The organism is Delftia sp. NA_296.1 (assembly GCF_052692095.1).
Genome location: NZ_JBQZGF010000008.1, coordinates 281,792 through 305,273 on the forward strand (window position 1 = coordinate 281,792; position 23,482 = coordinate 305,273).

General features: G+C 68.0%; 20 protein-coding genes and 1 tRNA gene. 9 read left to right on the forward strand and 12 right to left on the reverse strand.

What is annotated here, in order from left to right; translation table 11 throughout:
- Positions 1 to 23 precede the first annotated feature (23 nt).
- A complete protein-coding gene (locus ACUTR7_RS20755; protein WP_445609721.1) occupies positions 24 to 929 on the reverse strand; it encodes a PP2C family protein-serine/threonine phosphatase in 906 nt (301 codons plus the stop codon).
- Entirely contained in the window at positions 926 to 1,957 is a 1,032-nt protein-coding gene (locus tag ACUTR7_RS20760; RefSeq protein WP_012203955.1) for a serine/threonine protein kinase, read from the reverse strand. The genes ACUTR7_RS20755 and ACUTR7_RS20760 overlap by 4 nt, the downstream gene beginning before the upstream one ends.
- A gap of 89 nt (positions 1,958 to 2,046) precedes the next feature.
- On the opposite strand from ACUTR7_RS20760, the gene ACUTR7_RS20765 reads away from it, so the two are divergent.
- The 4 genes from ACUTR7_RS20765 to ACUTR7_RS20780 all read left to right on the forward strand — a co-directional run bounded on the left by ACUTR7_RS20765 (position 2,047) and on the right by ACUTR7_RS20780 (position 6,205).
- A complete protein-coding gene (locus tag ACUTR7_RS20765) occupies positions 2,047 to 2,940 on the forward strand; it encodes a YicC/YloC family endoribonuclease (RefSeq protein ID WP_063326985.1) in 894 nt (297 codons plus the stop codon).
- A 44-nt stretch (positions 2,941 to 2,984) separates the two neighbouring features.
- Positions 2,985 to 3,614, forward strand: coding sequence for a guanylate kinase (gene gmk / locus ACUTR7_RS20770; RefSeq protein ID WP_013803794.1), 630 nt, complete (start codon positions 2,985 to 2,987; stop codon positions 3,612 to 3,614).
- A gap of 18 nt (positions 3,615 to 3,632) precedes the next feature.
- The gene (rpoZ, locus tag ACUTR7_RS20775) at positions 3,633 to 3,836 is read left to right on the forward strand and encodes a DNA-directed RNA polymerase subunit omega (RefSeq protein ID WP_012203952.1); all 204 of its coding nucleotides are present in this window, start codon (positions 3,633 to 3,635) and stop codon (positions 3,834 to 3,836) included.
- Positions 3,837 to 3,937: 101 nt separating this feature from the next.
- Positions 3,938 to 6,205, forward strand: coding sequence for a RelA/SpoT family protein (locus ACUTR7_RS20780; protein WP_012203951.1), 2,268 nt, complete (start codon positions 3,938 to 3,940; stop codon positions 6,203 to 6,205).
- 30 nt (positions 6,206 to 6,235) lie between these two features.
- On the opposite strand, the gene ACUTR7_RS20785 is transcribed toward ACUTR7_RS20780, so the two are convergent.
- Positions 6,236 to 7,102 carry an NAD-dependent protein deacetylase gene (locus ACUTR7_RS20785; RefSeq protein WP_445609722.1) on the reverse strand — a complete coding sequence of 289 codons (867 nt, stop codon included), beginning with the start codon at positions 7,100 to 7,102 and terminating at the stop codon, positions 6,236 to 6,238.
- A gap of 86 nt (positions 7,103 to 7,188) precedes the next feature.
- Between ACUTR7_RS20785 and ACUTR7_RS20790 the strand changes: the two genes are divergently transcribed.
- On the forward strand, positions 7,189 to 8,562 hold the full coding sequence (locus ACUTR7_RS20790) for a lytic murein transglycosylase (RefSeq protein ID WP_445609723.1): 1,374 nt from the start codon (positions 7,189 to 7,191) through the stop codon (positions 8,560 to 8,562).
- A gap of 4 nt (positions 8,563 to 8,566) precedes the next feature.
- On the opposite strand, the gene greB is transcribed toward ACUTR7_RS20790, so the two are convergent.
- A complete protein-coding gene (gene greB / locus ACUTR7_RS20795) occupies positions 8,567 to 9,133 on the reverse strand; it encodes a transcription elongation factor GreB (protein WP_013803797.1) in 567 nt (188 codons plus the stop codon).
- A 118-nt stretch (positions 9,134 to 9,251) separates the two neighbouring features.
- Positions 9,252 to 9,328, reverse strand: a tRNA-Arg gene (locus ACUTR7_RS20800).
- Between the two features lie 183 nt (positions 9,329 to 9,511).
- On the opposite strand from ACUTR7_RS20800, the gene pdxR reads away from it, so the two are divergent.
- On the forward strand, positions 9,512 to 11,041 hold the full coding sequence (pdxR, locus tag ACUTR7_RS20805) for a MocR-like pyridoxine biosynthesis transcription factor PdxR (RefSeq protein WP_280048446.1): 1,530 nt from the start codon (positions 9,512 to 9,514) through the stop codon (positions 11,039 to 11,041).
- 47 nt (positions 11,042 to 11,088) lie between these two features.
- Here pdxR and ACUTR7_RS20810 read toward each other — a convergent pair whose 3' ends face one another.
- Together ACUTR7_RS20810 and ACUTR7_RS20815 are read right to left on the reverse strand one after the other, a co-directional pair.
- On the reverse strand, positions 11,089 to 12,531 hold the full coding sequence (locus ACUTR7_RS20810; protein WP_012203946.1) for an amino acid permease: 1,443 nt from the start codon (positions 12,529 to 12,531) through the stop codon (positions 11,089 to 11,091).
- 124 nt (positions 12,532 to 12,655) lie between these two features.
- Positions 12,656 to 13,054, reverse strand: coding sequence for a nuclear transport factor 2 family protein (locus ACUTR7_RS20815; protein WP_013803799.1), 399 nt, complete (start codon positions 13,052 to 13,054; stop codon positions 12,656 to 12,658).
- Between the two features lie 335 nt (positions 13,055 to 13,389).
- Here ACUTR7_RS20815 and ACUTR7_RS20820 point away from each other — a divergent pair, with 335 nt between their 5' ends.
- A complete protein-coding gene (locus ACUTR7_RS20820; protein ID WP_445609724.1) occupies positions 13,390 to 14,811 on the forward strand; it encodes an NAD(P)/FAD-dependent oxidoreductase in 1,422 nt (473 codons plus the stop codon).
- Positions 14,812 to 14,891: 80 nt separating this feature from the next.
- Here ACUTR7_RS20820 and ACUTR7_RS20825 read toward each other — a convergent pair whose 3' ends face one another.
- Positions 14,892 to 15,293: a group II truncated hemoglobin gene (locus ACUTR7_RS20825; RefSeq protein ID WP_016450756.1), complete on the reverse strand. Its 402-nt coding sequence runs from the start codon at positions 15,291 to 15,293 to the stop codon at positions 14,892 to 14,894.
- Positions 15,294 to 15,332: 39 nt separating this feature from the next.
- Positions 15,333 to 16,865 carry an MFS transporter gene (locus tag ACUTR7_RS20830; RefSeq protein ID WP_445609753.1) on the reverse strand — a complete coding sequence of 511 codons (1,533 nt, stop codon included), beginning with the start codon at positions 16,863 to 16,865 and terminating at the stop codon, positions 15,333 to 15,335.
- A gap of 205 nt (positions 16,866 to 17,070) precedes the next feature.
- On the opposite strand from ACUTR7_RS20830, the gene ACUTR7_RS20835 reads away from it, so the two are divergent.
- Together ACUTR7_RS20835 and ACUTR7_RS20840 are read left to right on the forward strand one after the other, a co-directional pair.
- Positions 17,071 to 17,952: a LysR substrate-binding domain-containing protein gene (locus ACUTR7_RS20835; RefSeq protein ID WP_445609725.1), complete on the forward strand. Its 882-nt coding sequence runs from the start codon at positions 17,071 to 17,073 to the stop codon at positions 17,950 to 17,952.
- A 657-nt stretch (positions 17,953 to 18,609) separates the two neighbouring features.
- Positions 18,610 to 18,918, forward strand: a complete 309-nt coding sequence (locus ACUTR7_RS20840) for a hypothetical protein (protein ID WP_230356511.1) — start codon at positions 18,610 to 18,612, stop codon at positions 18,916 to 18,918.
- A 423-nt stretch (positions 18,919 to 19,341) separates the two neighbouring features.
- Here the strand turns inward: ACUTR7_RS20840 and ACUTR7_RS20845 are convergent, their stop codons facing one another.
- From ACUTR7_RS20845 to ACUTR7_RS20855, 3 genes are read right to left on the reverse strand one after another with little or no spacing between them, the layout of a single operon-like run.
- Complete coding sequence (locus tag ACUTR7_RS20845; RefSeq protein ID WP_315530804.1) at positions 19,342 to 21,069, reverse strand: acetyl/propionyl/methylcrotonyl-CoA carboxylase subunit alpha; 1,728 nt, start codon at positions 21,067 to 21,069, stop codon at positions 19,342 to 19,344.
- Positions 21,070 to 21,118: 49 nt separating this feature from the next.
- The gene (locus tag ACUTR7_RS20850) at positions 21,119 to 22,714 is read right to left on the reverse strand and encodes a 5-oxoprolinase subunit B/C family protein (RefSeq protein WP_445609726.1); all 1,596 of its coding nucleotides are present in this window, start codon (positions 22,712 to 22,714) and stop codon (positions 21,119 to 21,121) included.
- Positions 22,715 to 22,723: 9 nt separating this feature from the next.
- Positions 22,724 to 23,482, reverse strand: a complete 759-nt coding sequence (locus ACUTR7_RS20855; RefSeq protein ID WP_012207525.1) for a LamB/YcsF family protein — start codon at positions 23,480 to 23,482, stop codon at positions 22,724 to 22,726.

Here is a 23,482-nt window from a genome sequence, read left to right on the forward strand (position 1 = left end):
CTGCTGCGGGCCGGCAGCGGCGTTCAGCGCTTGAACTGGCGCTCGGCCGAGCGGCGTATCGCCTCGTTGATCTCGGCGATGGAGCGCTCGATGGCGGCGTCATCCAGCTCATCTTCCAGGTCTTCGATTGGCCCCCCCTGGATCGTGGATTCAAACGCGTCGTTCTCGATGTCCTGGGTGGAGATGCCCATGGTGGACTCGAAGGCGTCGGGCGTCTCCCACTCCATGGCGATGGCCGTGACGTTGTCGCTGGCATCGCCCGCGTTGCGCAGCGCCGTTTCCACCAGCTGGGGGATGGCCTGGGAAACGGTGCGGCCGTGCAGGGTGCGCATCAGGTGCCCTTCGTCCACGCTGCCCCACAGGCCGTCGGAGCACAGCAGCAGCTTGTCGCCCTGCTCCAGCCGGCGCGGCTCGGTCACGTCGTAGATGGGCTTGGACGGCGAGCCCAGGCAGGTGAACAGCACATTGCGGCTGGATGTCTTGAGCTGCGCAGCGATCTCGCCCATCTCCAGATAGGAGTGGTCGCGCGTGCGCACCAGCAGCTCGCCACCGCGCACCAGGTACAGGCGCGAGTCGCCGCAGTGGATCCAGGTGATCTTGCCCTTCTGGATGACGGCCGCCACCAGCGTGGTACGCGGCGTATCGATCATGCCCTTGGCGCTGGCGTAGCGCAGGATCTGCCGGTGCGCATGCAGCAGCGCATCGACCAGAAAGCCCTGCGGATCGTCCAGCAGCGGCTTGGCCTGGCGCTGGAAATGCACGGACATCACCTGCAGCGCCAGCTGCGCGGCGACCTCGCCTTCGGGATGGCCGCCCATGCCGTCGGCCAGCACGAAGAGCACGGCCTCCCGCGTGTAGCAGTAGCCCATGCGGTCTTCATTGTGCGCCCGGCCGCCGCGGCGGCTCAGCTGAAATACCGAAAACCTCATGGCTTGCGCTCCTGGCCGACGGCCGGCAGGCCTGCCGCGCCGCTGATCTTCTGCATGTTCTTCTTGGCGTCGGTCACCAGCGTGTCCAGTTGCAGGCGCATGCGTTCGGAGACACTGAGCTTGGTGTAGCGGCGCTCACCCTCGCGGCTCAATTCCTTTTGCAGCGCAAACACCGACTGCGGGCGCGAGCCCGGGTCCATGGCCATGCACCACTCGACGACTTCGATGAGGTTGTCCGAGTACACGCCGCGCAGCTTGGTCAGCGCCAGCGTGAGCCTGTCCTTGTCCTGGCGCTGCGGCGCCTCGTTGGGCGGAAAGCCCTGCATGCAGGCATAGATGCAGGCGCCAATCGCGTAGATGTCGGTCCAGGGGCCGAGCGACGCATCGCGGCGGTACATCTCGGGCGCGGCAAAGCCCGGGGTGTACATGGGGCGGATGAAGTTGCCCTCCTTGGACAGCACCTCGCGCGCCGCGCCGAAGTCGATCATCACGGCACGGTCATCATTGGTGATGAAGATGTTGGCCGGCTTGATGTCCAGGTGCAGCATCTTGTGCTGGTGCACGATGCGCAGGCCGCGCAGCACCTCGTCGAACAGCGAGCGGATGGTCGATTCGCGGAACACCTTCTCGGCCTTGAGCTCGCGCGCGGTGACAACGAAGTCCTGCAGGGTGGCACCCTCCAGGTAGTTCATCACCATGTAGACGGTTTCGTTCTCGCGAAAGAAGTTGAGCACGCTGACCACGGAAGCGTGCGAGATCTGTGCAAGGGAACGCCCTTCCTCGAAGAAGCTCTTGAGGCCCAGGCGGTACAGTGAAAGCTTTTCGGGAGCCACGGCGGGCTGCAACTCTCCGGGGGCACGGGTGGCCAGCGATGCGGGCAGGTATTCCTTGATCGCAACCTGCTTGCCCTCTGCATCCAAGGCCAGGTAAACGACGCCGAAACCGCCGGAAGCAAGCCTGCGCACCACCCGATAGCCGCCGATCGTGCTGCCTGGCGGCAATGGCGCCGGCTTGATCTTGGAAGACATTTTTCTCCGGTGAGTCTCAGGGATGAGGCGAAACCCGGATAATCGGGCAATTGCAAGCATCCATCAAAAGTCCAATGCCAGTTTACAGCATGACCGGATACGCCAGTGCCCAGCACGGCGCGTCCGCAGAAGATGGGGGAGCGTCGGGCCGCAACAGCCGGCTCGGTCTGGAGATCCGCTCGGTCAACAGCCGCTTCCTGGATCTTTCGTTCCGCCTGCCCGACGAGTTGCGCGCCCATGAGCCGGCCCTGCGGGCCCTTCTGACCGCCCGCCTCAAGCGCGGCAAGGTCGAAGTGCGCGCCGCCATCGACAACGACGACGGCAACTCCCTGCCCGACCCCTCCACCGCCATGCTGCAGCGCCTGGCCATGCTCCAGGACACCGTCCAGTCATGGCTGCCCGACGCTCGCAGCCTGTCCGTCTCCGACGCACTGCGCCTGGCCAGCGGCGGCGCCAACTCGGCCATCGACTGGAGCAGCGTGCTGCCCACGCTGGCAGAGCAGGCCCTGACCGAACTGCTGGAAGCCCGCGCCCGCGAAGGCAAGCGCCTGGCCACCATGCTGCTGGACCGCATCGCCCAGTTGCGCAAGCTCGCGGCAGACGCCACGCCCCTGGTGCCCCAGCTTGTGGAGCAGCAGCGCCTGCGCTTCATGGAGCGCTGGAAGGAAGCGATGGCCCTGGCCGAAGGCGCCGTGGCGCCCGAAGCCGCCCAGGACCGCGCCCTGACCGAGGCCACGGCCTTTGCCATCCGCATCGACGTGGCGGAAGAAGTCACCCGCCTGGACTCGCACCTGGACGAGATCCAGAGCCTGCTCAAGAAGGGCGGCGAGATCGGCAAGCGCCTGGATTTCCTGATCCAGGAACTGCACCGCGAAGCCAACACGCTGGGCTCCAAGTCCGCCACGCTGGAGCTGACCCGCATCAGCGTGGACATGAAGGTGCTGATCGAGCAGATGCGCGAGCAGGTGCAGAACATCGAATAAGCCCATCACAGATGCCCATGCGTAACCAAACTGCGCACAAATCCATGGATTACCCCGGAAACCTCTTTGTCGTCTCGGCCCCCAGCGGGGCCGGCAAGTCCAGCCTGGTGCGAGCCCTGCGCGAGTTCGATGCGCGCGTCTCGCCCTCCGTCTCCCACACCACCCGCGCGCCGCGTGGCCAGGAAAAGCACGGCCGCGAGTACTACTTCGTCTCCGACCAGGAATTCGACACCATGGTGTCGAACAACGCCTTCGTCGAATGGGCGAATGTGCACAGCCGCCGCTACGGCACGGCCAAGAAGGCGCTGGAAGAGCGCATCCAGGTCGGCACCGACGTGCTGCTGGAGATCGACTACCAGGGCGCGCTGCAGGTCAAGGAAGCGTTTCCGAACGCCGTTCTGATCTTCATCCTTCCGCCCAGCTGGGACGAGCTTCGCGCACGCCTGGAAAACCGGGGCGAGGACGCGCCCGAGGTGATCGAACTGCGCCTGACGAACGCGGCCGAGGAGATGGCCCAGGTGGCGAAATTCGACTTCGTTATAATCAATGAATTGTTCGAGAGCGCACTGTTTGATCTCAAGACGATCATCCACGCCCAGCGCCTCAAGTATGCGGCTCAGCGCAGCCGCCGCGCAGAGACCTTCGAGTCTCTCAATATTTCTGTACCCAACTGACGTTTCCCGGAGATCCTGATGGCACGCATCACTGTTGAAGACTGCCTGGAGCAGATCCCTAACCGCTTTCAGCTCGTGTTGGCCGCCACCTACCGCGCCCGCATGCTGAGCCAGGGCCACACGCCCAGGATCGAAACCAAGAACAAGCCCGGTGTCACCGCCCTGCGCGAGATCGCCGAAGGCAAGGTCGGCCTGGAGATGCTGAAGAAGGTTCCGGGCTGATTTGCTGCAAAGCAACACAATGGCCCCACAAAGAGCACCGCACAGCGGTGCTTTTTTTACATGAAGCCTGCACAAACCCGCATGCACGCTACATTTAAGTCATGAAAGCGGCCTTGACTTCGTTCACAGCCCCCTCTGATCCCGTACCGACACCCCGGCCCGAGCGCATGTCTGCAGAGCAGGCAGCGAGCGTGTCGGCCAATGCCTTTGCCGGACTGATGGAGCACCTGGGTTACCTGGATGCCACCAGCATCGAGCAGGTGCGCGAAGCCTATGCCTTTGCCGACCTGGCCCACAGCGACCAGTGGCGCAGCAGCGGCGAACCCTACATCACCCATCCCATTGCCGTCACCGCGCTGTGCGCGAGCTGGAAGCTCGACGCCCCGGCCCTGATGGCCGCGCTGCTGCACGATGCGATGGAAGACTGCGGCGTCACCAAGGCGGACCTCGCCCAGCGCTTCGGCCAGGACGTGGCCGAGCTGGTCGACGGCCTCACCAAGCTGGACAAGCTGCAGTTCAACACGCGTGAGGAAAACCAGGCCGAGTCCTTCCGCAAGATGCTGCTGGCCATGGCGCGCGATGTGCGCGTCATCCTGATCAAGCTGGCCGACCGCACCCACAACATGCGCACCATGGGCGACATGCCGCGCAACAAGTGGGGCCGCATCTCGTCGGAGACGCTGGAGATCTACGCACCCATCGCCCACCGCCTGGGCCTGAACCAGACCTACCGCGAGCTGCAGGACCTGGCCTTCCGCCACCTGCATCCCTGGCGCTATGCCACGCTGGAAAAGGCCATCGCCCGCTCGCGCAAGCGCCGCCGCGACCTGGTCCAGCGCGTGCAGGACGAGGTCAATGCGGAGTTCGCCGGCGCAGGCCTGCAGGCACGCCTGGCAGGGCGCGAAAGCACGCTGTATTCGCTCTATCTGCGCATGGAGAAGAACCAGCTGAGCTTTGCCAAGGTGACGGACGTCTACGGGTTTCGCGTCATCCTGCCGCGCGTGATCGACTGCTACACCGCGCTGGGCGTGCTGCACCAGATGTACAAGCCCATGCCGGGCCGCTTCAAGGACTACATCGCCATTGCCAAGAACAATGGCTACCAGTCGCTGCACACCACGCTGGTGGGCCCCTCGGGCGTGAACATCGAGTTCCAGATCCGCACCGAGGAAATGCACATCGTCGCCGAGGCCGGCGTCGCCGCGCACTGGCTGTACAAGGCCCAGCCCGGCCACGATTCCGAACAGCTGGGCACGCAGTGGCTGCAGTCGCTGCTGGACATCCAGAACGAGACGCGCGATGCGGCCGAGTTCTGGGACCACGTCAAGGTGGACCTGTTCCCCGACGCCGTCTACGTGTTCACGCCCAAGAGCGAGATCATGGCCATGCCGCGCGGCGCCACCGTGGTGGACTTCGCCTATGCCATCCACAGCAAGGTCGGCAACCACATGACGGCCGCCCGGATCAACAACGAGGAAGTGCCGCTGCGCACCGAACTCAAGAGCGGCGACGTGGTGCAGATCGTCACCTCCGAGGACGCCACGCCCAACCCGGCCTGGCTGGGCTTCGTGAAGACGGGCCGCGCGCGCTCCAAGATCCGCCACTACCTGAAGTCGGCCGCGCAAAGCGAATCGGCCCGCCTGGGCGAGAACCTGCTGGCCCAGGCCATGCGGGCCGAAGGCATGGATGCCGTGCCGCCGGCCGACGAGGCCAACCAGGCACTGTGGGACGAGGTGCTGCGCATGGCCGGCAGCCGCAGCCGCGCCGACCTGATGGTGGACATCGGCATGGGCCGGCGCATTGCGTCGCTGGTGGCCTCGCGCCTGACGGCGCTGATGGCGCGCCACGGCCACCGGCCCGACGCCCTGCTGCTCACACGCGAACGCTTCAACTCCAGCAACCGACCCTTCCAGGGCGCCGTGCTGCTGGACGGCTCCAACCAGGGCTCCATCCACTACGCGCAATGCTGCCGCCCCGTACCGGGCGACCCCATCGTGGGCTACCTGGGCAGCGGCGAAGGCCTGATCGTCCACCATGCGCAGTGCAAGATCGCGCAGCGCCTGCAGGAAAAGGACAGGGACCGCTTCATCGTGGTCGAATGGGCCGATGACATGGATGCTGCGCGCCTGTTCGAGGCACGCATCGTGGTCACCGTCAACAACGGCAAGGGCGTGCTCGCGCGCGTGGCGGCCGAGCTGGCCGGCGCCGAGGTGGACATCCTGCGCGTGGACATGGCCGACGAGGCCGCCATGAGCACCACGGACCTGTGCTTCGTGATCTCGGTGCACGACAACCAGCAGGTGGAGTCCGCGCTGCGCAACCTGCGCCGCGTGCACTCGGTGGTGCGCGCATCGCGCGTCATCCCCTGATGAACACTGCCCCGCTCCTGCGGGGCTTTTTCATTGCGCCAGGTCCTGGACCAGCTGCTGCAGAAACGGGCCGCAGTCCTGCTCGATCTTGAGGGCCAGCAAATCCTCGGAGCGCATGCGGCCCTGGTTGATGGCGGCCACCGGCTTGCCCTGGGCCACGGCCTCATGCACGAAGCGCAGGCCTGAATACACCATCAGCGACGAACCGGCGACCAGCAGCCCGCCGGCCTGCTGCAGCATGGCGCGCACGGCCTGCACCCGCTGGCTGGGCACGCCCTCCCCGTAGAACACCACGTCGGGCTTGAGCACGCCGCCGCAGTGCGGGCAGGCCGGCACGTCGAAGCGGCTGAAGTCGCGCCCCTCCAGATCGGCATCGCCGTCGGGCGCGGCCTGGGCGCTCAGGCTGGCCCAGCCGGGGTTGCGCTCCAGCAGCATGGCCTGCAGCACGGCGCGCTCCATGCCGGCGCCGCAGCCCATGCAGCGCACGGCGGCGATGCGTCCGTGCAGGTCGATGACGCCATCGCTGCCCGCGACCGTGTGCAGGCCGTCCACATTCTGGGTGACCAGGCCTTCGATCCATCCGCGCTGCTGCAACTGCGCCAGTGCCGCGTGGGCCTGGCCGGGCCTGGCCTGCGCCATCACGGGCCAGCCCAGCAGGCTGCGCGCCCAATAGCGCTGGCGCGTGGCATGGCTGCCCATGAAGGCCTGCAGCGTCACTGGCTGGGGGCGTTTCCACTGGCCTTCCAGATCCCGGTAGTCCGGAATGCCGGAGCCCGTGCTGCAACCCGCGCCCGTCAGCACCAGCCAGCGCCGGCCGGGCGGCAGCAAGGCGCGCAGGGCCAGCCCGGCATCGTGCAGAACCGGGGATGGTGATGGCGGCGGGGCGATGGCAGTCATGGCCGCACAGCATAGCGGCCCCACGCGCCCAATGCAGAAACACCGTGTTGCACTCCGAGCCGGGGCGCAGCGGAGACAATGGCCGGATGCACCACGCACACGCCACCGCCCAAGCCGCCGCACACGCCACTGCCCAAGCTTTTCCCACCGCCCGCCATCCCGCCGCGCTCAACCGTGCCGCCCTGGCCACCGCCCTGGCCGCCGTGCTGCTGGCCGGCTGCGCGTCCCGGCCGGCGCCTGCGCCGGTCACGGTGCCGCCCTCCATGCCCGCCCCCACGGCGCCTGTCGCGCCCGTGCAGCCCGAACCGGCCACCGCGCCGGATGCCGCCCAGCAGGCCGAAGCCACCAGCTTCGAAGCGTGGAAGCGAGATTTCGCGCGCAAGGCGCTGGACGCCGGCATCTCGGAGAAAACCGTGCGCAGCGCACTGGAGCCTGCCCGGCTGCAGCGCCGCGCGGTGCAGCTGGACCGCTCGCAGCCTGAATTCACACGCACACCCTGGCAGTACCTGGACAGCGCCGTATCGGCCCAGCGCATTGCCCAGGGCCGCGCCAAGCTGCGCGAAGCGGCTGCACCGCTGCAGTCGGCCAGCCAGCGCTATGGCGTGCCGGCCGAGGTGATCGCCGCCATCTGGGGCATGGAAAGCAATTTCGGCAGCAACTTCGGCAACTTCCCCACGGTCGATGCGCTGGCCACGCTGGCCTTCGACGGCCGGCGCGCCGCCTGGGCGCAAAAGGAGCTGCTCGCAGCCCTGCGCATCATCGACAACGGCGATATCGATGCGGCCCACATGATCGGCTCCTGGGCGGGTGCCATGGGCCACACGCAGTTCCTGCCCTCCGTGTTCCTGGCCTATGCGGTGGATGCCGATGGCGATGGCCGCCGCGACATCTGGGGCAGCCTGCCCGATGTGACGGCCTCCACGGCGAACTACCTGGCCCATTCGGGCTGGAAGACGGGCGAGCCCTGGGGCGTGGAAGTGCGCCTGCCGGCAGGCTTTGACCATGCACGCGCCGAGACCAGCGTGCGCCAGGACAGCGCGCAATGGGCGGCCGAGGGCGTGCAGGCCGTGGACGGCTCCGCCCTGCCCGCCATGGCCGATGCCAGCGTGATCGCACCGGCCGGCGCGCGCGGGCCGGCCTTCATGGTGGGTGCCAATTTCCGCACCATCCTGCGCTACAACAACTCCGTGAATTACGCGTTGGGCGTAGGCCTGCTGTCGCAGCAACTGGCCGGGGGCCCGGGCGTGCAGGCGGCCTGGCCGCGCGATCTGGCACCGCTGTCGCGCGACCAGTTGCGCGCCTTGCAGGCTGCGCTCAACGAACGGGGATTTTCAGCCGGGACGGCCGATGGCGTGATGGGCCCGGCCACGCGCGCGGGCCTGCGCCAGTTCCAGCAAAGCCAGGGCCTGGTGGCCGATGGCTATCCCACGCTGGAGCTGCTGCAGAAACTGCAGCCCTGAACGCTCACCCGGCGGCGCTGCCCGGCTCCGGGTAGGTGACTTCCAGCACTTCCAGCGTGCGCACGCCTGCGGGTGTGGGCAGGGCCACCTCGTCGCCCACACGGGCCTTGAGCAGGGCGCGCGAGACGGGTGCGATCCAGCTGACCTGCTGGCGTGCGCTGTCGGCCTCGTCGATGCCCATGATGGTGATGGTGCGCTCCTCGCCCTCGTCATCGACATAGGTGACGGTGGCGCCGAAGTAGATCTGCTCGCTGCCGGCATGCACGGAGGGATCGACCACCTCGGCGATCTCCAGCCGCTTGGTCAGAAAGCGGATGCGCCGGTCGATCTCGCGCAGGCGCTTCTTGCCGTAGAGATAGTCGCCGTTCTCGGAGCGGTCGCCATTGCTGGCCGCCCAGTGCACGATCTCCACGATGCGCGGGCGCTCGTTGTCGATCAGGTCCAGCAGCTCCGTCTTCAGCCGCGCGAAGCCCTGGGGCGTGATGTAGTTCTTGCCGCCCGGCGGCAAGGGCGGCAGGCCGACTTCATCATCGTCGTCGCCGTCGGATTCCTTGGTGAAAGCCTTGCTCATAGGGAGCCGATCTTCACACAGATCACCGCAGCAGGCGAAGACGCCGCACAAACCTCAACACAAACTGCGGCACAAACGAAAAAGCCTCAGAACTTTGCAGTTCTGAGGCTTGTCGTTTTGGTGCGGCTGGCAGGAATCGAACCCACGACCCCTTGGTTCGTAGCCAAGTACTCTATCCAGCTGAGCTACAGCCGCCAAGACAACGATTGTATATCAATTTCCGGCCTCTCCGCAAAAATTGCAACCATCGCAAACTCCGGGCCCCGTGACGCACCGCGCTGGCCTATATTGGCCGGTCGCGGATGCAGGCCCTGCCCTGCACCTGCGCGGGAGACAAACACAGCGAGCGGCCCGCTGCAGCGGCGGGAACGACAAGACATGACAGACAAGCGCGCGGCCACGCAGCCGCAACCGCCCGAGGGCGCCATGTGGGGGCAGCTGTTTCGCCGCAGCGCCCGCCCCTCCCTGAGCCTGCAGGGCCAGATCCGCGAGATGCTGGTCGATGCCATCCTCTCGGGCATCCTCGCACCCGGCGAATCCATTCCCTCCAGCCGCGAGCTGGCGCGCCACCTGGGCGTGGCGCGCATCACCGTGGTGCTGGCCTACCAGCAGCTGGCCGAGGAAGCCTTTTTGCTGAGCCGCCAGCGCAAGGGCCACTTCATCCATCCCGACGTACTCAAGGGGCGCACGCCGGGCGGCGCTGCGGCCAGCAGCACCCCTGGCGAAGGCCGCCGCACCGACTGGTCGCGGCGCCTGTGGCTGCTGCCCAGCCAGCAGCGCAGCATCGTCAAGGAAGAGGACTGGCAGCGCTACCCCTATCCCTTCCTGTACGGCCAGTTCGACAAGGAGCTGTTTCCCACGGCCGCCTGGCGCGAATGCTGCCTCAAGGCCCTGGGCGTGCTGGACATACGCCAGTGGGCGCCCGACCAGATCGCGCGCGACGACGAGATGCTGATCCAGCAGGTGCAGACCAAGATCCTGCCCAGGCGCGGCGTCTGGGCCTCGGCCGACGAGCTGATCATTACCGTGGGTGCGCAGCACGCCCTCTACATGGTGGCAGACCTGCTGATGCGCGAGGGCACGGCCGTGGGCATCGAGGAGCCCGGCTACCCCGACGCGCGCAACATCTTCAGCAGCCGTACCTCCCAGGTCATCCCGCTGCCGGTGGACGGCCAGGGCCTGCCGGTCACGCCGCTGCTGCGCCAGCTCGACTACCTCTACGTGACCCCCAGCCACCAATGCCCCACGGGCGTGACCATGCCGCTGGCGCGGCGCGAGGCGCTGCTGGAGATGGCCGAGGCGCACGACATCATCCTCATCGAGGACGACTACGAGAGCGAGAGCAGCTTCGACGGCCAGCCCATCCCGGCGCTCAAGAGCCTGGACCGCAGCAACCGCGTGATCTACGTGGGCAGCCTGTCCAAGAGCCTGGCGCCGGGCCTGCGCGTGGGCTACATCGTGGCCGCGCCCGAGCTGATCCGCGAACTGCGCGCGCTGCGCCGGCTCATGATCCGCCACCCTGCCACCTTCGTGCAGCGCACGCTGGCCATGTTCATCTCCCTGGGCCATTACGAGGCCCAGCAGCGGCGCCTGGCCCAGGCGCAGAAGGAGCGGCACGCGGCGCTGACGGCCGCCATGGCCGAGCATGCCCCCGGCTGCCGCATCACGCCCGTGCGCGGCGGCGGCTCGTGCTGGGTGCAGTTGCCCGACCACATTCCTGTCGAAGCCCTGGCGCAGCGCGCCGCAGCGCACGGCGTGCTCATCGAGCCCGGCGATGTGTTCTTCGCCCGCCCGGGCACGCCCGGCAGCTACATGCGCATGGGCTACCAGTCCATACCCGCCAACGACATCGGCCAGGGCGTGAAGGCCCTGGCCGATGCGATCCGTGAGGAGCAGCCCGAGAAGTAACGCAAGGAATGGCCGGGACCGGCACTGCCGGTCCCGCCGCCCCTGGGTCAGTACTTCTGCGGCTCGGGCTGCGCGGCCTCGGACAGCGAGGACACCACCGGCGCCACGCCACGCTGCAGGAACTGCCGCACGCCATAGGCCAGCAGCAGGATGCACAGGCTGGCCACGCCCAGCGCCAGCGGTGTGCGCTGCTCGGGGATGAAGGCCATGGCGATGACGATGGACAGCATGCCGAAGATGGCGAACCAGGTCAGGTACGGATAGCACCACATGCGCACCTTGAGCAGGTGCGGCGCCTCACGCTCCAGGCGGGAGCGCAGGCGCAGCTGCGAGATGGCGATCAGGATGTAGACGAAGATCGCCACCGTGCCGTAGGAATTGACCAGGAAGGCGAACACCTTGTCGGGCGACACATAGGACATCACCACGGCGCCGTAGCCGAACACCGTGGCCACCAGGATGGCGCGCGTGGGCACGCCGTTGCGGCTGACCTTGGCCAGCGCCTGGGGCGCATCGCCGCGCCGCGTCAGCGCGAATAGCATGCGCGAGGATGCATACAGCCCCGAGTTCAGCGCCGACAGAACGGCCGTCAGCACGATGGCGTTCATGATCTGCGCGGCAGCCGGCACGCCCATGGTGTTCAGTGCGCTCACATACGGCGTGGCGATGCCAACCGCGTTCCAGGGCACCAGGCAGGCTACCAGGAAGATGGAGCCCACATAGAACACCAGCACGCGCGTGATCACCGAGCTGGTGGCCTTGGCCACGGCCTTCTGCGGCTCGGCAGTTTCAGCCGCCGCAATGGTCACGATTTCGGCACCGAAGTAAAAGCCCGTGGCCGCCACGGCCCCGGTCAGCACCGGCACGATGCCGTTGGGCATGAAGCCGCCATTGCCGGTGAGGTTGCCGAAGTGCATGCCCTGCGACGCAGGCGTCAGGCCCAGCACGTAGACGCCGGCCACGAACAGGAAGACCACGATGGCCGCCACCTTGATGGAGGCGAACCAGAACTCGAACTCGCCAAAGGACTTCACCGAGACCAGGTTGGTCAGCGTCAGCATCACCAGCAGCACCAGGCTGATGCTCCAGTTGGGGACATCGGGCAGCCAGTAGCGCACCAGGTCGGCACCGGCCACGGCCTCCAGCGCCACGACGATGACCCAGAAGTACCAGTACATCCAGCCCGTCAGAAAGCCTGCCAGCCGGCCCACGCCGGGGCGGTCGCGCCAGGCCTCTCGCGCATATTCGTAGAAGGACCCTCCGCCGGGCATGGAGCAGGCCAGCTCGCCCAGCATGCGCATGACCAGCACCACGAGCAGGCCCGTGATGAGGAAGGAAAGAATCGCGGCCGGCCCGGCCGACTTGATGACGACGCCGCTGCCCACGAACAGCCCGGCGCCGATGACGCCGCCCAGGGCGATCATGGTCATGTGCCGCTGTTTGAGCCCGTGTGAAAGCCCCGGCGAAGAGGCTTGCTGATGTCCGATCATGTCTTGTCTCCTGTTGCGTTCAGGCGCCACGGCTGATGCTCTGTTGTGGTGGCTGCGCAGGTGCGCGCCTTGCCGTGGCGTATCCGGTGTTCCCGGTGGCACGGGGCCGCAAGGCCCCGCGCCGTCAGGCGGCCGCCACCGGCGGGCGGTCCTTGCGGAAAGCGTTCTTCACGGCGATCTTTCCGTCCTTGAAGGTGAAGACATCCACCATGCGCGCTTCCACGCGCAGGCCGTCGGCCTTGGTGCCCTTGAAGGTGCTCTCGGACACGCCACGGTCGCCCTGCACGAAATGGTCTCCATCGAGCCAGGCCGCATCGGGGAAGGCCTGCCAGGCCATCTGGAAACCCTCGCGCACCGCTTGGCGGCCGACGAAGCTGCGGCCCATGAGATCGGGCCCGGCCACGGCGTGGAACTCGCACTCATCGGCCATGAAGCCCATCAGGGCCTCGATGTCGTGGCGGTTCCAGGCCTCGGCAAAGCGGGCCAGGAACTGGGCATCCGGAGGGTTGGTGTCTGCGCTCATGCTGTCTCCTTGTCTGTGGTGGGTACCACGGCGCCGGGCCCCGGGCAGGGCCGCCGCGCCGCGTCATCGAAATGTCGATGGGCCATGGTAGGTAGCAGGCACACGGACCCGTTAGAACCAGATGCCATCAATCGTTAGGTCCAGGCGCGCGCACCGGCCGCCACTGGCTCTATCGAAAGCTGGGCTGTGGCGCTAACTGGCTCCATGGCCTGCTGGCTATGCTGATTCCATCGTCGGCGCACCGCCTTGCAGGGCTTGCCGGCATTGGCCCCATTCCACCGAATCCATAGCAAAAAGCGGCAGATCCCAAACCGCCGCACCAGGAGACATCCGCCATGAAAGCCGAGGACATCCGCCCCAGCCACCTGCGTCCCTACGATCCTCAGTACGACCCGCTGGTGGCCGCCAACCCGGGCCACGGCACGGGCTATGCGCCCACCTACTGGGTCGGCACGGCGGGACGACCGCCAGACGATGACGGCCCGGTCACCGGCGACATGGACGTGGACGTGGCCATCGTCGGCTCGGGCTTCACGGGCCTGGCCACGGCCCTGTTCCTGGCGCGCGAACACGGCATACGCGCCGTGGTGCTGGACGCCAACCAGACCGCCTGGGGCTGCACCAGCCGCAATGGCGGCCAGGGCCAGAACGCCAGCGGGCGCCTGTACCGCTCGCAATGGATCGCGCGCTGGGGCAAGGACGTGGCGCTCAAGCTCGACGCCGAGATCCGCGAGGGCTTCCAGACCTTCAAGGACCTGGTGGCCGAATTCCCCGAGTGCGAGCCCCAGCCCGGCGGCCACCTCTACATCGCCCACCGCGAAAAGAAACTCGACTTCCTGCGCAACGAGACCCAGATCATGCGCGAGGTCTTCGGCTACGACGCCCGCATGCTCAGCCCCGAGGAGCTGCGCCGCGACTATGTGAACGACGCCGACAGCCACGGCGCCATGCACGAGCCCGACGGCATCGGCGTGCACCCGCTCAAGCTGGCCTTCGGCTACCTGCGCAAGGCGCGGGAGCTGGGCGTCAAGGTGCACCCGGCCAGCCCGGTGCTGGGCGTCGAGACGCGCAACGGCGTGCACCACCTGCGCACGCCCGGCGGCACCGTGCGGGCGCGCGCCGTGGGCTTTGCCACGGGCGGCTACACCAGCAACGCCCTGCATGGCAGCCTGCGCTCCAAGATCATGCCCATCCTCTCGAACTCGCTGGTCACGCGGCCGCTGACCGAGCAGGAGCTGGAGGCCACGGGCTTCAAGACCACCCAGGTCATCACCGACACGCGCACGCTGCGCTTTTACTACCGCCGCCTGCCCGACAACCGCGTGCAGATCGGCAGCCGCAGCGCCGTCACGGGTGCCGATGCGCCCAACCCCATCCACATGGCCAAGCTGGTGGACGGCCTGCACCGCAAGTTCCCGGCGCTCAAGGGCATCACCACCGACTACTCCTGGTGGGGCTGGGTCGATGTGAGCCACGACATGATGCCGCGCGTCTTCCAGCCCGATCCGGCCCAGAGCATCTTCTACGCCGTGGGCTATGGCGGCAACGGCGTCTCCTTCTCGGCCCACGCGGGCCGTCGCATGGCCGAGCGCATCGCGGGGCGCCAGAGCAAGACCTTCGAGCTGCCCATCTACAACTCGGAGCTGGAGTATCCGAACGTCTTCAACATGGTGCGCTCGCCCGCGTTTGCGCCGTTTCGCCGGCTGGGGCAGCGGTTCCTGTACCACTGGTACTACATGCGCGACGAAAAGCTCTGAACCCCAACAGATTGCTGCTTGGGCCGGCCTCCTGCAGGGGGCCGGCCCTTTTTTTCAGCAGCGCCGGGGGCAGCCACCTGCTACCGGTTCCGCATCCAGTCGGCCGTGTTCATGAAGCTGGCCTTGAGGCGCACGCGCAGCTCTTCGGGCACGCCGGTCTCGCCCATGGCCTGGTCCATGCAGGCCACCCACTGGTCGCGCTCCAGGATGCCGATGGAAAACGGCATGTGGCGCATGCGCAGGCGCGGGTGGCCGAAGCGTTCCTGGTAATGGTCGGGGCCGCCCAGCCAGCCGCACAGGAACCAGAACAGCTTCTGGCGCGCATCGGCCAGCGTGCTGCCGTGGGCGGCACGCAGTTCGGCATAGCCGGGCTCCAGGTCCATGAGATCGTAGAAACGGTCCACCAGGGCCTGCACCCTGGGCTCGCCGCCGATCCATTCATAGGGGGTCTGGGGGGCGTTGTTCTGGGATTCCTCTGACATGGCGAAAAGCGGCTGGCGGCTGAGTGAAACCCGCGATTGTCAGGCATGTGCCATGTCCGTGCCCGTACCGGTATCCGTGGGGGCCCCGGCACGCAGGAACCCGTACACCGCCAGCGCCGTGAGCACCGTGATGCCTGCCAGCACATCCAGCAAGGTGCCAAAGGCCTGGCCATAGGCCGCCAGCACGGCGGGTGCAGACAGGCCGGGCAGCAGGGCCATGGCCTCGGCGATGTTCCCCGTCACCAGCAACTGCGCCGCGCGGCCGGTGGCATGCACCGCCTGCGCCGCCTGGGGCGCCTGAGCTGCCAGGGCCGACAGACGCCATGCCAGCAATGCAGCCAGCCCCGCGCCCACCAGCGCCAGCGCCATGCCTTCGCCCGCCACGCGCACCGTGCTGAAAATGCCCGTGGCCATGCCGGCGCGCTCGCTGGGCACCACGCTCACGGCCAGGCCATCCATCAAACCCCAGGGCAGCCCGATGCCCAGGCCGATCAGCAGCAGCGGGGGCGCCATCTGCGCAAAGGCCGTGCCCGGCGCGCACCCGCCCAGCCACAGCAGGCCCGCCGCGCACACCAGCAACCCCGCCAGGCACAGCAGCGCGGCCGAGATCCAGCGTGTGAGCCAGCCCGCCAGCAACGGCACGAACAGCATGGGCAGGGACAGCACAAACATCAGCTGCCCCGCCTGCAGCGGCCCCATGCCCTCCACGCCGATGAAGCGCACCGGCAGCAGCACCAGCAGCACCACGAAGGCATAGGCCGGAGCACCCGCCAGCAACTGCACGCCCACGAAACGCGGATAGCGAAACAGCGACAGGTCCAGCATGGGCTGCCCCGTGCGCTGCTGCACGCGCCGCTCCACGGCCACAAAGGCCGCCAGCGCCAGCGCGGCACCGGCCAGCGGCAGCAGCGCCGCCCCGCTGGACCAGCCCGCCTCCGGCCCCTGCAGCACGCCCCAGGTCAGCAGCGCCAGGGCTGCGGTGAACAGCAGCGCACCCGCCCGGTCCAGCCGCTGCGCCTTCGGGTTGCGCGACTGAGGCATGCAGCGCAGCCCCAGCACCAGCGCGGCCAGCGCCACGGCGGCCACGCAAAGCACCACGCCGCGCCAGCCCGCCACGCCCAGCAACCAGCCCGACAGCAACGGCCCGAAGGCCAGGCCCACGCCGAACGACGTGCCCACGCCACTGAAGGCGCGCATGCGCCCCGCTCCATCGAACACCTGGGCCAGCGCCGCCGTGCCGCCCGCCAGCGCGGCGGCCGCGCCCAGGCCCTGCAGCGCACGCAGCAGGTTGAACACGACAATGGCCCCCTGCCCGCCCAGGCAGGCCTGGGCCAGCGCACTGGCCAGCACCACGCCCAGCCCGGCCAGGAAAACGCGCCGCCGCCCGTGCAGATCGGCCAGCGCGCCGGCCGCCATCAGCGTGGCGCCAAAGCTCAGCATGAAGGCATTCGTCACCCAGTTCAGCGCCAGCGGCCCGCCGCCCAGCGCCTCGCGCAGCGCAGACAGGGCCACGGCCGGCCCGGTAAAGCTCAGCGGCATCGCCAGCGCCGCAAGGCACACCGACAACAGCACCCAGACCGGGGACGCATGCGGTCGCGCTGTGCCGTGGAGCGCACCCGGTGCGCGGGAAGAAGTCAGGCAGGAGGACATGGTTGGCAAGGCTTTCGCAATTTCCCGGCCGCATATGGCCAAGCATGCATGAACGATAAAAGCGCTGCAATGCCGTGAAAATAGGCGCCAGACTCCCCACACTCCCAACCCAAGGTTGGCAATCGACATGGACAGCTTCAGCGGACTCGAATCCTTTGTGCGTGCAGCCGACCTGCTGAGCTTTGCCGAGGCCGGGCGCGCCCTGGGCATCTCGGCCTCAGCCGTAGGCAAGAACGTGGCGCGGCTGGAACAGCAACTGGGCCTGCGCCTGTTCCAGCGCACCACGCGCCAGGTGCGCCTCACGCAGGAAGGCGCACTGTTCCATGAGCGCTGCCGCCGCATCCTGGATGAACTGCACGATGCGCGCGCCACCATGCAGTCCGCCGCCGAGGCGCCGCGCGGACGGCTGCGCGTGAGCCTGCCCACCATCGGCTACCGCTTCCTGCTGCCCGTGCTGCCCGAGTTCCAGGCCCTGTACCCGGAGGTTGACCTGGACCTGGACTTCAACGACCACCTGGTGGACGTGGTCGAGGCCGGCCTGGACGTGGTCATCCGCAGCGGCGAACTGGCCGACTCGCGCCTGGTCGCGCGCCGGCTGGGGCCGTTCCGCTTCATCCTGGCCGGCTCGCCCGACTACCTGGCGGCACGGGGCATACCGCAATCCCCCGCCGAACTGGCACAGCACAGTTGCCTGCGCTATCGCTTCCTGAGCAGCGGCAAGCTGGAGGAATGGGTGCTGCCCGGCATGCCGCCCCACCTGCCCGCCGCCCTGGTCTGCAACAACATGGAAGCCATGCTGGGCGCGGCCGTGGCGGGCATGGGGCTGGCCTATATGCCGGACTTCCTGGCGCGCGATGCACTGGGGCGTGGCGAACTGCAGCGGGTGCTGGCGGAGGAGCTGACGCACACGGGGCAGTTTTCGGCGTTGTGGGCGTCGAGCCGGCAGTTGTCGCCTAAGGTGAGGGCGTTTGTGGATTTTGTGGGGGGGAGGTTGTTCAAGGAGTCTTGAACGCGTCCTTCCCCTGCTGTTGCTCGTTTCTGCCCCTGCCGGGTGGTTGTTTTTCGAGGCCGGGTCTCGGCCCGGCGGCCGACTGCCCTTTCTTGATTCGCCAAGAAAGGTCAGATCAAAGAAGGCGACCCGAATGTCCGCGACCCTCCGCTTCGCTGCGGGCAACCTGCGTCGTGGCGGTTGCGGGGTTCGCCGTGAAACTCACTTCGCGCTGCGCGCTACGTTCAAACATCACGGCGAGTCAGATCACGAAGCAGTCCTGTCCTTCGGCAGGACTGCAACCCCGCAACCGCCACGCCGCAGGCGCTGACATACGGGGAGTTGGCTCGGGCCTTCGCTTCGCTCGGCCATTTTTTGGGCGCGCTCGTCGTCCAAAGCATCTATCATTTCGACCGGCCCCCTGTTCAGGGGCTGGTGCTTCAAAACACCTTTATAGAGCGGTGCAGCCTCCCCGTCAGCGAGGCCTTGTCACGTCTGGATCATCGGACCGTGGGTGCCTGCCCACGTCCCTGCGGTTACGGACGGGATGGGGCTACCCGCAAGGGCGTCCGCACGGCTCTGTACGTGTTTTGAACATCCCGTCCACCTTCTTCGCGCTTCAAAACGTAAAGCGGGTGGCTTCCATCTCACAGAGGAGAGCGAAACCATGCACGCCATATGTCCCATCCTGGTTACCGTCACCTGCAGGGCCAGGCCATGAAGCAGGAAACACGATCCACCAGCGCCAGAACCACGCAGCTGAACTTCTCCATCACCGAGGTGAACCGAATGGTCCAGATGGGCTGCAACGAGATCTCCTCCATCTCCCAGCTCGCCCAGGCATGGCTGCTATCGCCCGAAGGCCTGCGCGACACGGACGTGGTGACCAACGCCTTGCGCACCATCCAGCACAGCGCCGAGCGGCTGGCCACCTACGTGGAAGACGAGATCTATCTCCTGCGCAACACCGCCAAGCCCGAGGCCTGAAGCAGTAGCCTCAGCCCACGAAAAACAGCCGAGCGCAACAATGGCGCATCGGCTGTTTTGCATTTCCGGCAGTCGGCTATTGGCTATTGGCTATTGGCTGTTCCCCAGCCTCCCCCCTTCTGCCCACGCCTGCGTTGGGCGGGATGCGGGGTGGCAGCCCTGCCGAAGGACAGGGCTGCTTCGTCATCTGACTTGCCGCAGTTGTTTGAGCGAAGCGCGCCAGCGCGCAGCGAGTTCTGCGGCACACCCCGCATCCCGCCCAACGCAGGTCGCCCGCAGCGAAGCGAAGGGTCGTGGGCAGTTTGGGGCGCGCTTCTTTGCCTACTTTCTTATCGCGCGATAAGAAAGTAGGTCGGCCGCCGGGCCGAAACCCGGCTCCCGCCGCCAGAGGCACAACAAAATCAAAAACAGGTCAACCAGAAATCAGCCAATCCGAGCAATCACAGCCCCCAGCACCTGCGCCTTCCCCGCCTCAGCCACCAACGCAACCACCCCACTGCGATGCGCAGTCACCTGCATCTCCATCTTCATGGCCTCCATGACGGCAATCACATCGCCCTCCTTGACGGTATCGCCATCCGCCACCTTCCACGCATGCAGATTGCCTGCAATGGGTGAGGTGACGGCAGCGGGGTCCACGGCAGATTCGGCAGCCGGCGCGGCAGCCACACCGCCGCCAGCCGATGCCAGCCCCTGCAGCAGCACCGCAGGCAGGCCCAGCGACACCCGGCGCCCGTCGATCTCGACCGCGCAGCGCACCAGGCTGGCGTCGGGCAGCGGCTCGGCGCGCACGGCGGCGGCCAGGGGTTCGGCGAAGTCGGATTCGATCCAGCGCGTGTGGACCTTGAAGCCGTCGTTGCCCACGAAGTCGGCATGGCCGATGACGGCGCGGTGGAAGGGCAGGACGGAGGACAGGCCTTCGATGCGGAACTCGGCCAGCGCGCGGCGGGCACGGGCCAGGGCCTGTTCACGCGTGGCGCCGCTGACGATGAGCTTGGCCATCAGCGAGTCGAAGCTGCCGGGCACGACCGAGCCGGTCTGCACGCCCGTGTCCAGGCGCACGCCGGGGCCCGAGGGCGGATCGAACCGCACCACGGGGCCGGGCGTGGGCAGGAAGCCCCGGCCCACGTCTTCGGCGTTGATGCGGAATTCGATGGAGTGGCCCAGCGGCGCCGGGGTTTCGGTGATGGACAGGGGCAGGCCGTCGGCCACGCGCAGCTGCTCGATCACCAGGTCCACGCCCGTGGTCTGCTCGGTCACGGGGTGCTCGACCTGCAGGCGCGTGTTGACTTCGAGGAAGGAGATGGCGCCCGTCTGGCTCAACAGGAATTCCACCGTGCCCGCGCTGACGTAGCCGGCCGCCGCGCAGATGTCGCGTGCGGAGCTGTGGATGCGGGCGCGCTGCTCGTCGCTGAGGAAGGGCGCCGGGGCCTCTTCCACCAGCTTCTGGTTGCGCCGCTGCAGCGAGCAGTCGCGCGTGCCCAGCACGACCACGTTGCCGTGGGTGTCGGCCAGCACCTGGGCCTCGATATGGCGGGGGCGGTCCAGGAATTGCTCGACAAAGCATTCGCCGCGGCCGAAGGCGGTGACGGCCTCGCGCACGGCCGAGTGAAAGAGTTCCTCCACCTCGTCCATGCGCCACGCGATCTTCATGCCGCGCCCGCCGCCGCCGAAGGCGGCCTTGATGATGATGGGCAGGCCGTGCTGCTGGGCAAAGGCCAGCACTTCGCCGGCATCCTTGACGGGGTCTGGCGTGCCGGCCACCAGGGGAGCGCCGACCTGCAGGGCGATCTTGCGCGCCTCGACCTTGTCGCCCAGCTTGGCGATGGTCTCGGGCGTGGGGCCGATCCAGCGCAGGCCCGCATCCAGCACGGCGCGCGCGAAGGCTTCGCTTTCGGACAGGAAGCCGTAGCCGGGGTGCACGGCGTCGGCGCCGCTCTTGTGCGCGATGGCGATGAGCTTGGCGATGTTCAGGTAGGTGTCGGCCGGGCGCTCGCCGTCCAGGCCATAGGCCTCGTCGGCCATGCGCACGTGCAGGGCGTCGATGTCGGCATCGGCGTAGACGGCCACGGATTTCACGCCGTAGTCGGCGCAGGCGCGGGCGATGCGGACAGCAATCTCGCCACGGTTGGCAATCAGGACTTTTTTCATGATCAGCTTCTTTCAGTTGCGGGCAGGCGCCACCGGGCGCTCCCCGCGTTCAGTTCTTGGAGCCTTGCGCGCAGGGGGTGTATTCCTCGAAGGCGCGGATGGGGTTGAAGCGGATCCAGGCACCCACGGGAATCTGGCCGGCCAGATCGAGGTGGTGCGGCGCCACGCAGCCGATGACGGGATAGCCGCCCGTCAGCGGATGGTCGGCCAGGAACAGCACGGGCTGGCCGCTGGGGGGCACCTGGATGGCGCCCAGCGGCGTGCCTTCGCTGGGCAGTTCGCCGGCCACGGCGCGCTCCAGGGGCTGCTCGCCCGCCACGCGCAGGCCCACGCGGTTGGACTGCGGCGTGACCTGCCAGCGCTGCGCGGCCAGCAGGGCCACGGCCTCGGGCGTGAACCAGTCGGTGCGCGGGCCCAGCTCCACGTCCAGCACCACGTCCTGCCCGGTGGTGGGCAGGGACTCGGGCGGCAACTCGGGTGCGGCCACGGCCTTGCGGTCTGCAGGCCGAACGGGCAGGACCTGGCCCACGGCCAGGGCGGCTGGGCCGACATTCGCCAGGGTGTCGGTGCAGGCGCTGCCCAGCACGGGCGTGACGGCAAAGCCGCCGCGCACGGCCACATAGCAGCGCGCGCCGGCCACGGGCTGGCCCACGGTCAGCTGGTCGCCATCGGCCAGGGCCACGGCCTGGTAGCGCGGCACGCTCCAGCGCTGGCCGGACCCGGTGGTCACGGTCAGGGGCGCATCGGCACCCGTGATGGCGACCACGGTCTCGCCCTGGCTTTGCAGCGACAGGCCACCGCCCACGGTCTCCAGCACGGCCAGGTCGCTGGCATTGCCGACCAGGCGGTTGGCAGCCTTGAAGGCTGCCTGGTCCATGGCGCCCGAGGCCGAGACGCCCTGCCCGGCCTGGCCCAGGCGGCCCCGGTCCTGGAACAGCGTCATCAGGCCCGTCGCCTTGACGCGCAGCGCGTTGCCTTCATGCGGCGCGGCCTGTGCCACGGCAGGCGCGGGCGCCTCATCCACCTGGGCCATGCCTGCCGCATCGACAAAGCGCACGCGGTAGCCGGGCTGCAGCAGCGCAGGCAGCTCGCGCGCCAGGTCCCACATGCGGGCCGAGGTGCGGCCTATCAGTTGCCAGCCGCCCGGGCTGGCCTGGGGATAGACGGCGCTGAACGTGCCGCCCAGCGCCACGGAGCCGGCCGGCACGCGCGTGCGCGGCGTGGTGCGGCGCGGCACGTTGAAAATCGGATCGCCCCCGCTGAGGTAGGCAAAGCCGGGCGCGAAGCCCGTGAAGGCCACGGCGTACTCGCTGCCCGTGTGGCGGCGCACGACTTCCTCGGGCGTGATGCCCAGCAGCTGCGCCACGTCGGCCAGGTCCTCGCCGTCGTAGTGCACGGGAATCTCGACCAGCACATTGCTGCGCTCGGCACGCTGGCCCAGGTCGCGCGCGGCAATGCGGCGCACCAGCTCGGCCACGCCCAGCCTGGCGGGAGCGAACTGCACGAGCACGGTGCGCGCGGCCGGCACCAGCTCCTGCACGCCATCGATGGGCTCGCGCTGCAGCGAGCCCAGCAGGGCCAGGGTTTCATCGAGATCGGCCAGCTCCACCATCAGGGCCTGCCGGTTGACGGGTAGAAAACGCATGGTGTGCCCTCAGCCCACGAAGGAGGAAATGCGCACGCCCTCCTGCTCGAAACGTTCGCGCAGGTGGCGTGCAATGGCCACGGCACCGGGGCTGTCGCCGTGCACGCAGATGGAGTCGGCGGCAATGCGCACCAGGCTGCCATCGACGGCCTCGACCACGCCGTCGCGCACCAGGGACAGCATGCGTGCGGCGATCTGGTCCACATCGTGCAGCACGGCGCCCGGATCGCGGCGCGAGACCAGGGTGCCCTCGGGCGTGTAGCCGCGGTCGGCAAAGGCCTCGGCCACCACGGTCAGGCCCGCATCGCGCGCCCAGTCGATCAGGGGCGAGCCGGCCAGCGCCACCAGCACCAGGCTGGGGTCGATGGCGCGCATGGCCGTGATCACGTCGGTGGCCTGGCGCCTGTCGTGGGCGATGGTGTTGTAGAGCGCGCCGTGCGGCTTGACGTAGCGCACCTCGGTGCCGGCCACGCGGGCCAGGCCCTGCAGCGCACCGATCTGATAGATGACGCCGGCCACCAGGTCGGCGCTGGCCACATCCATGTTGCGCCGGCCGAAGCCGACGAGGTCGGGATAGGACACATGGGCGCCCACCATGGCGCCGCGCTCGCGGGCGGCCTTGAGCGTCTCCAGGATGCCTGCCGGGTCGCCGGCATGGAATCCGCAGGCCACGTTGGCGCTGCTGACGATGTCGAGCATGGCGGCGTCGTCGCCCATGCGCCATCCGCCCAGGCTCTCGCCAAGATCACTGTTCAGGTCAATTTTCAT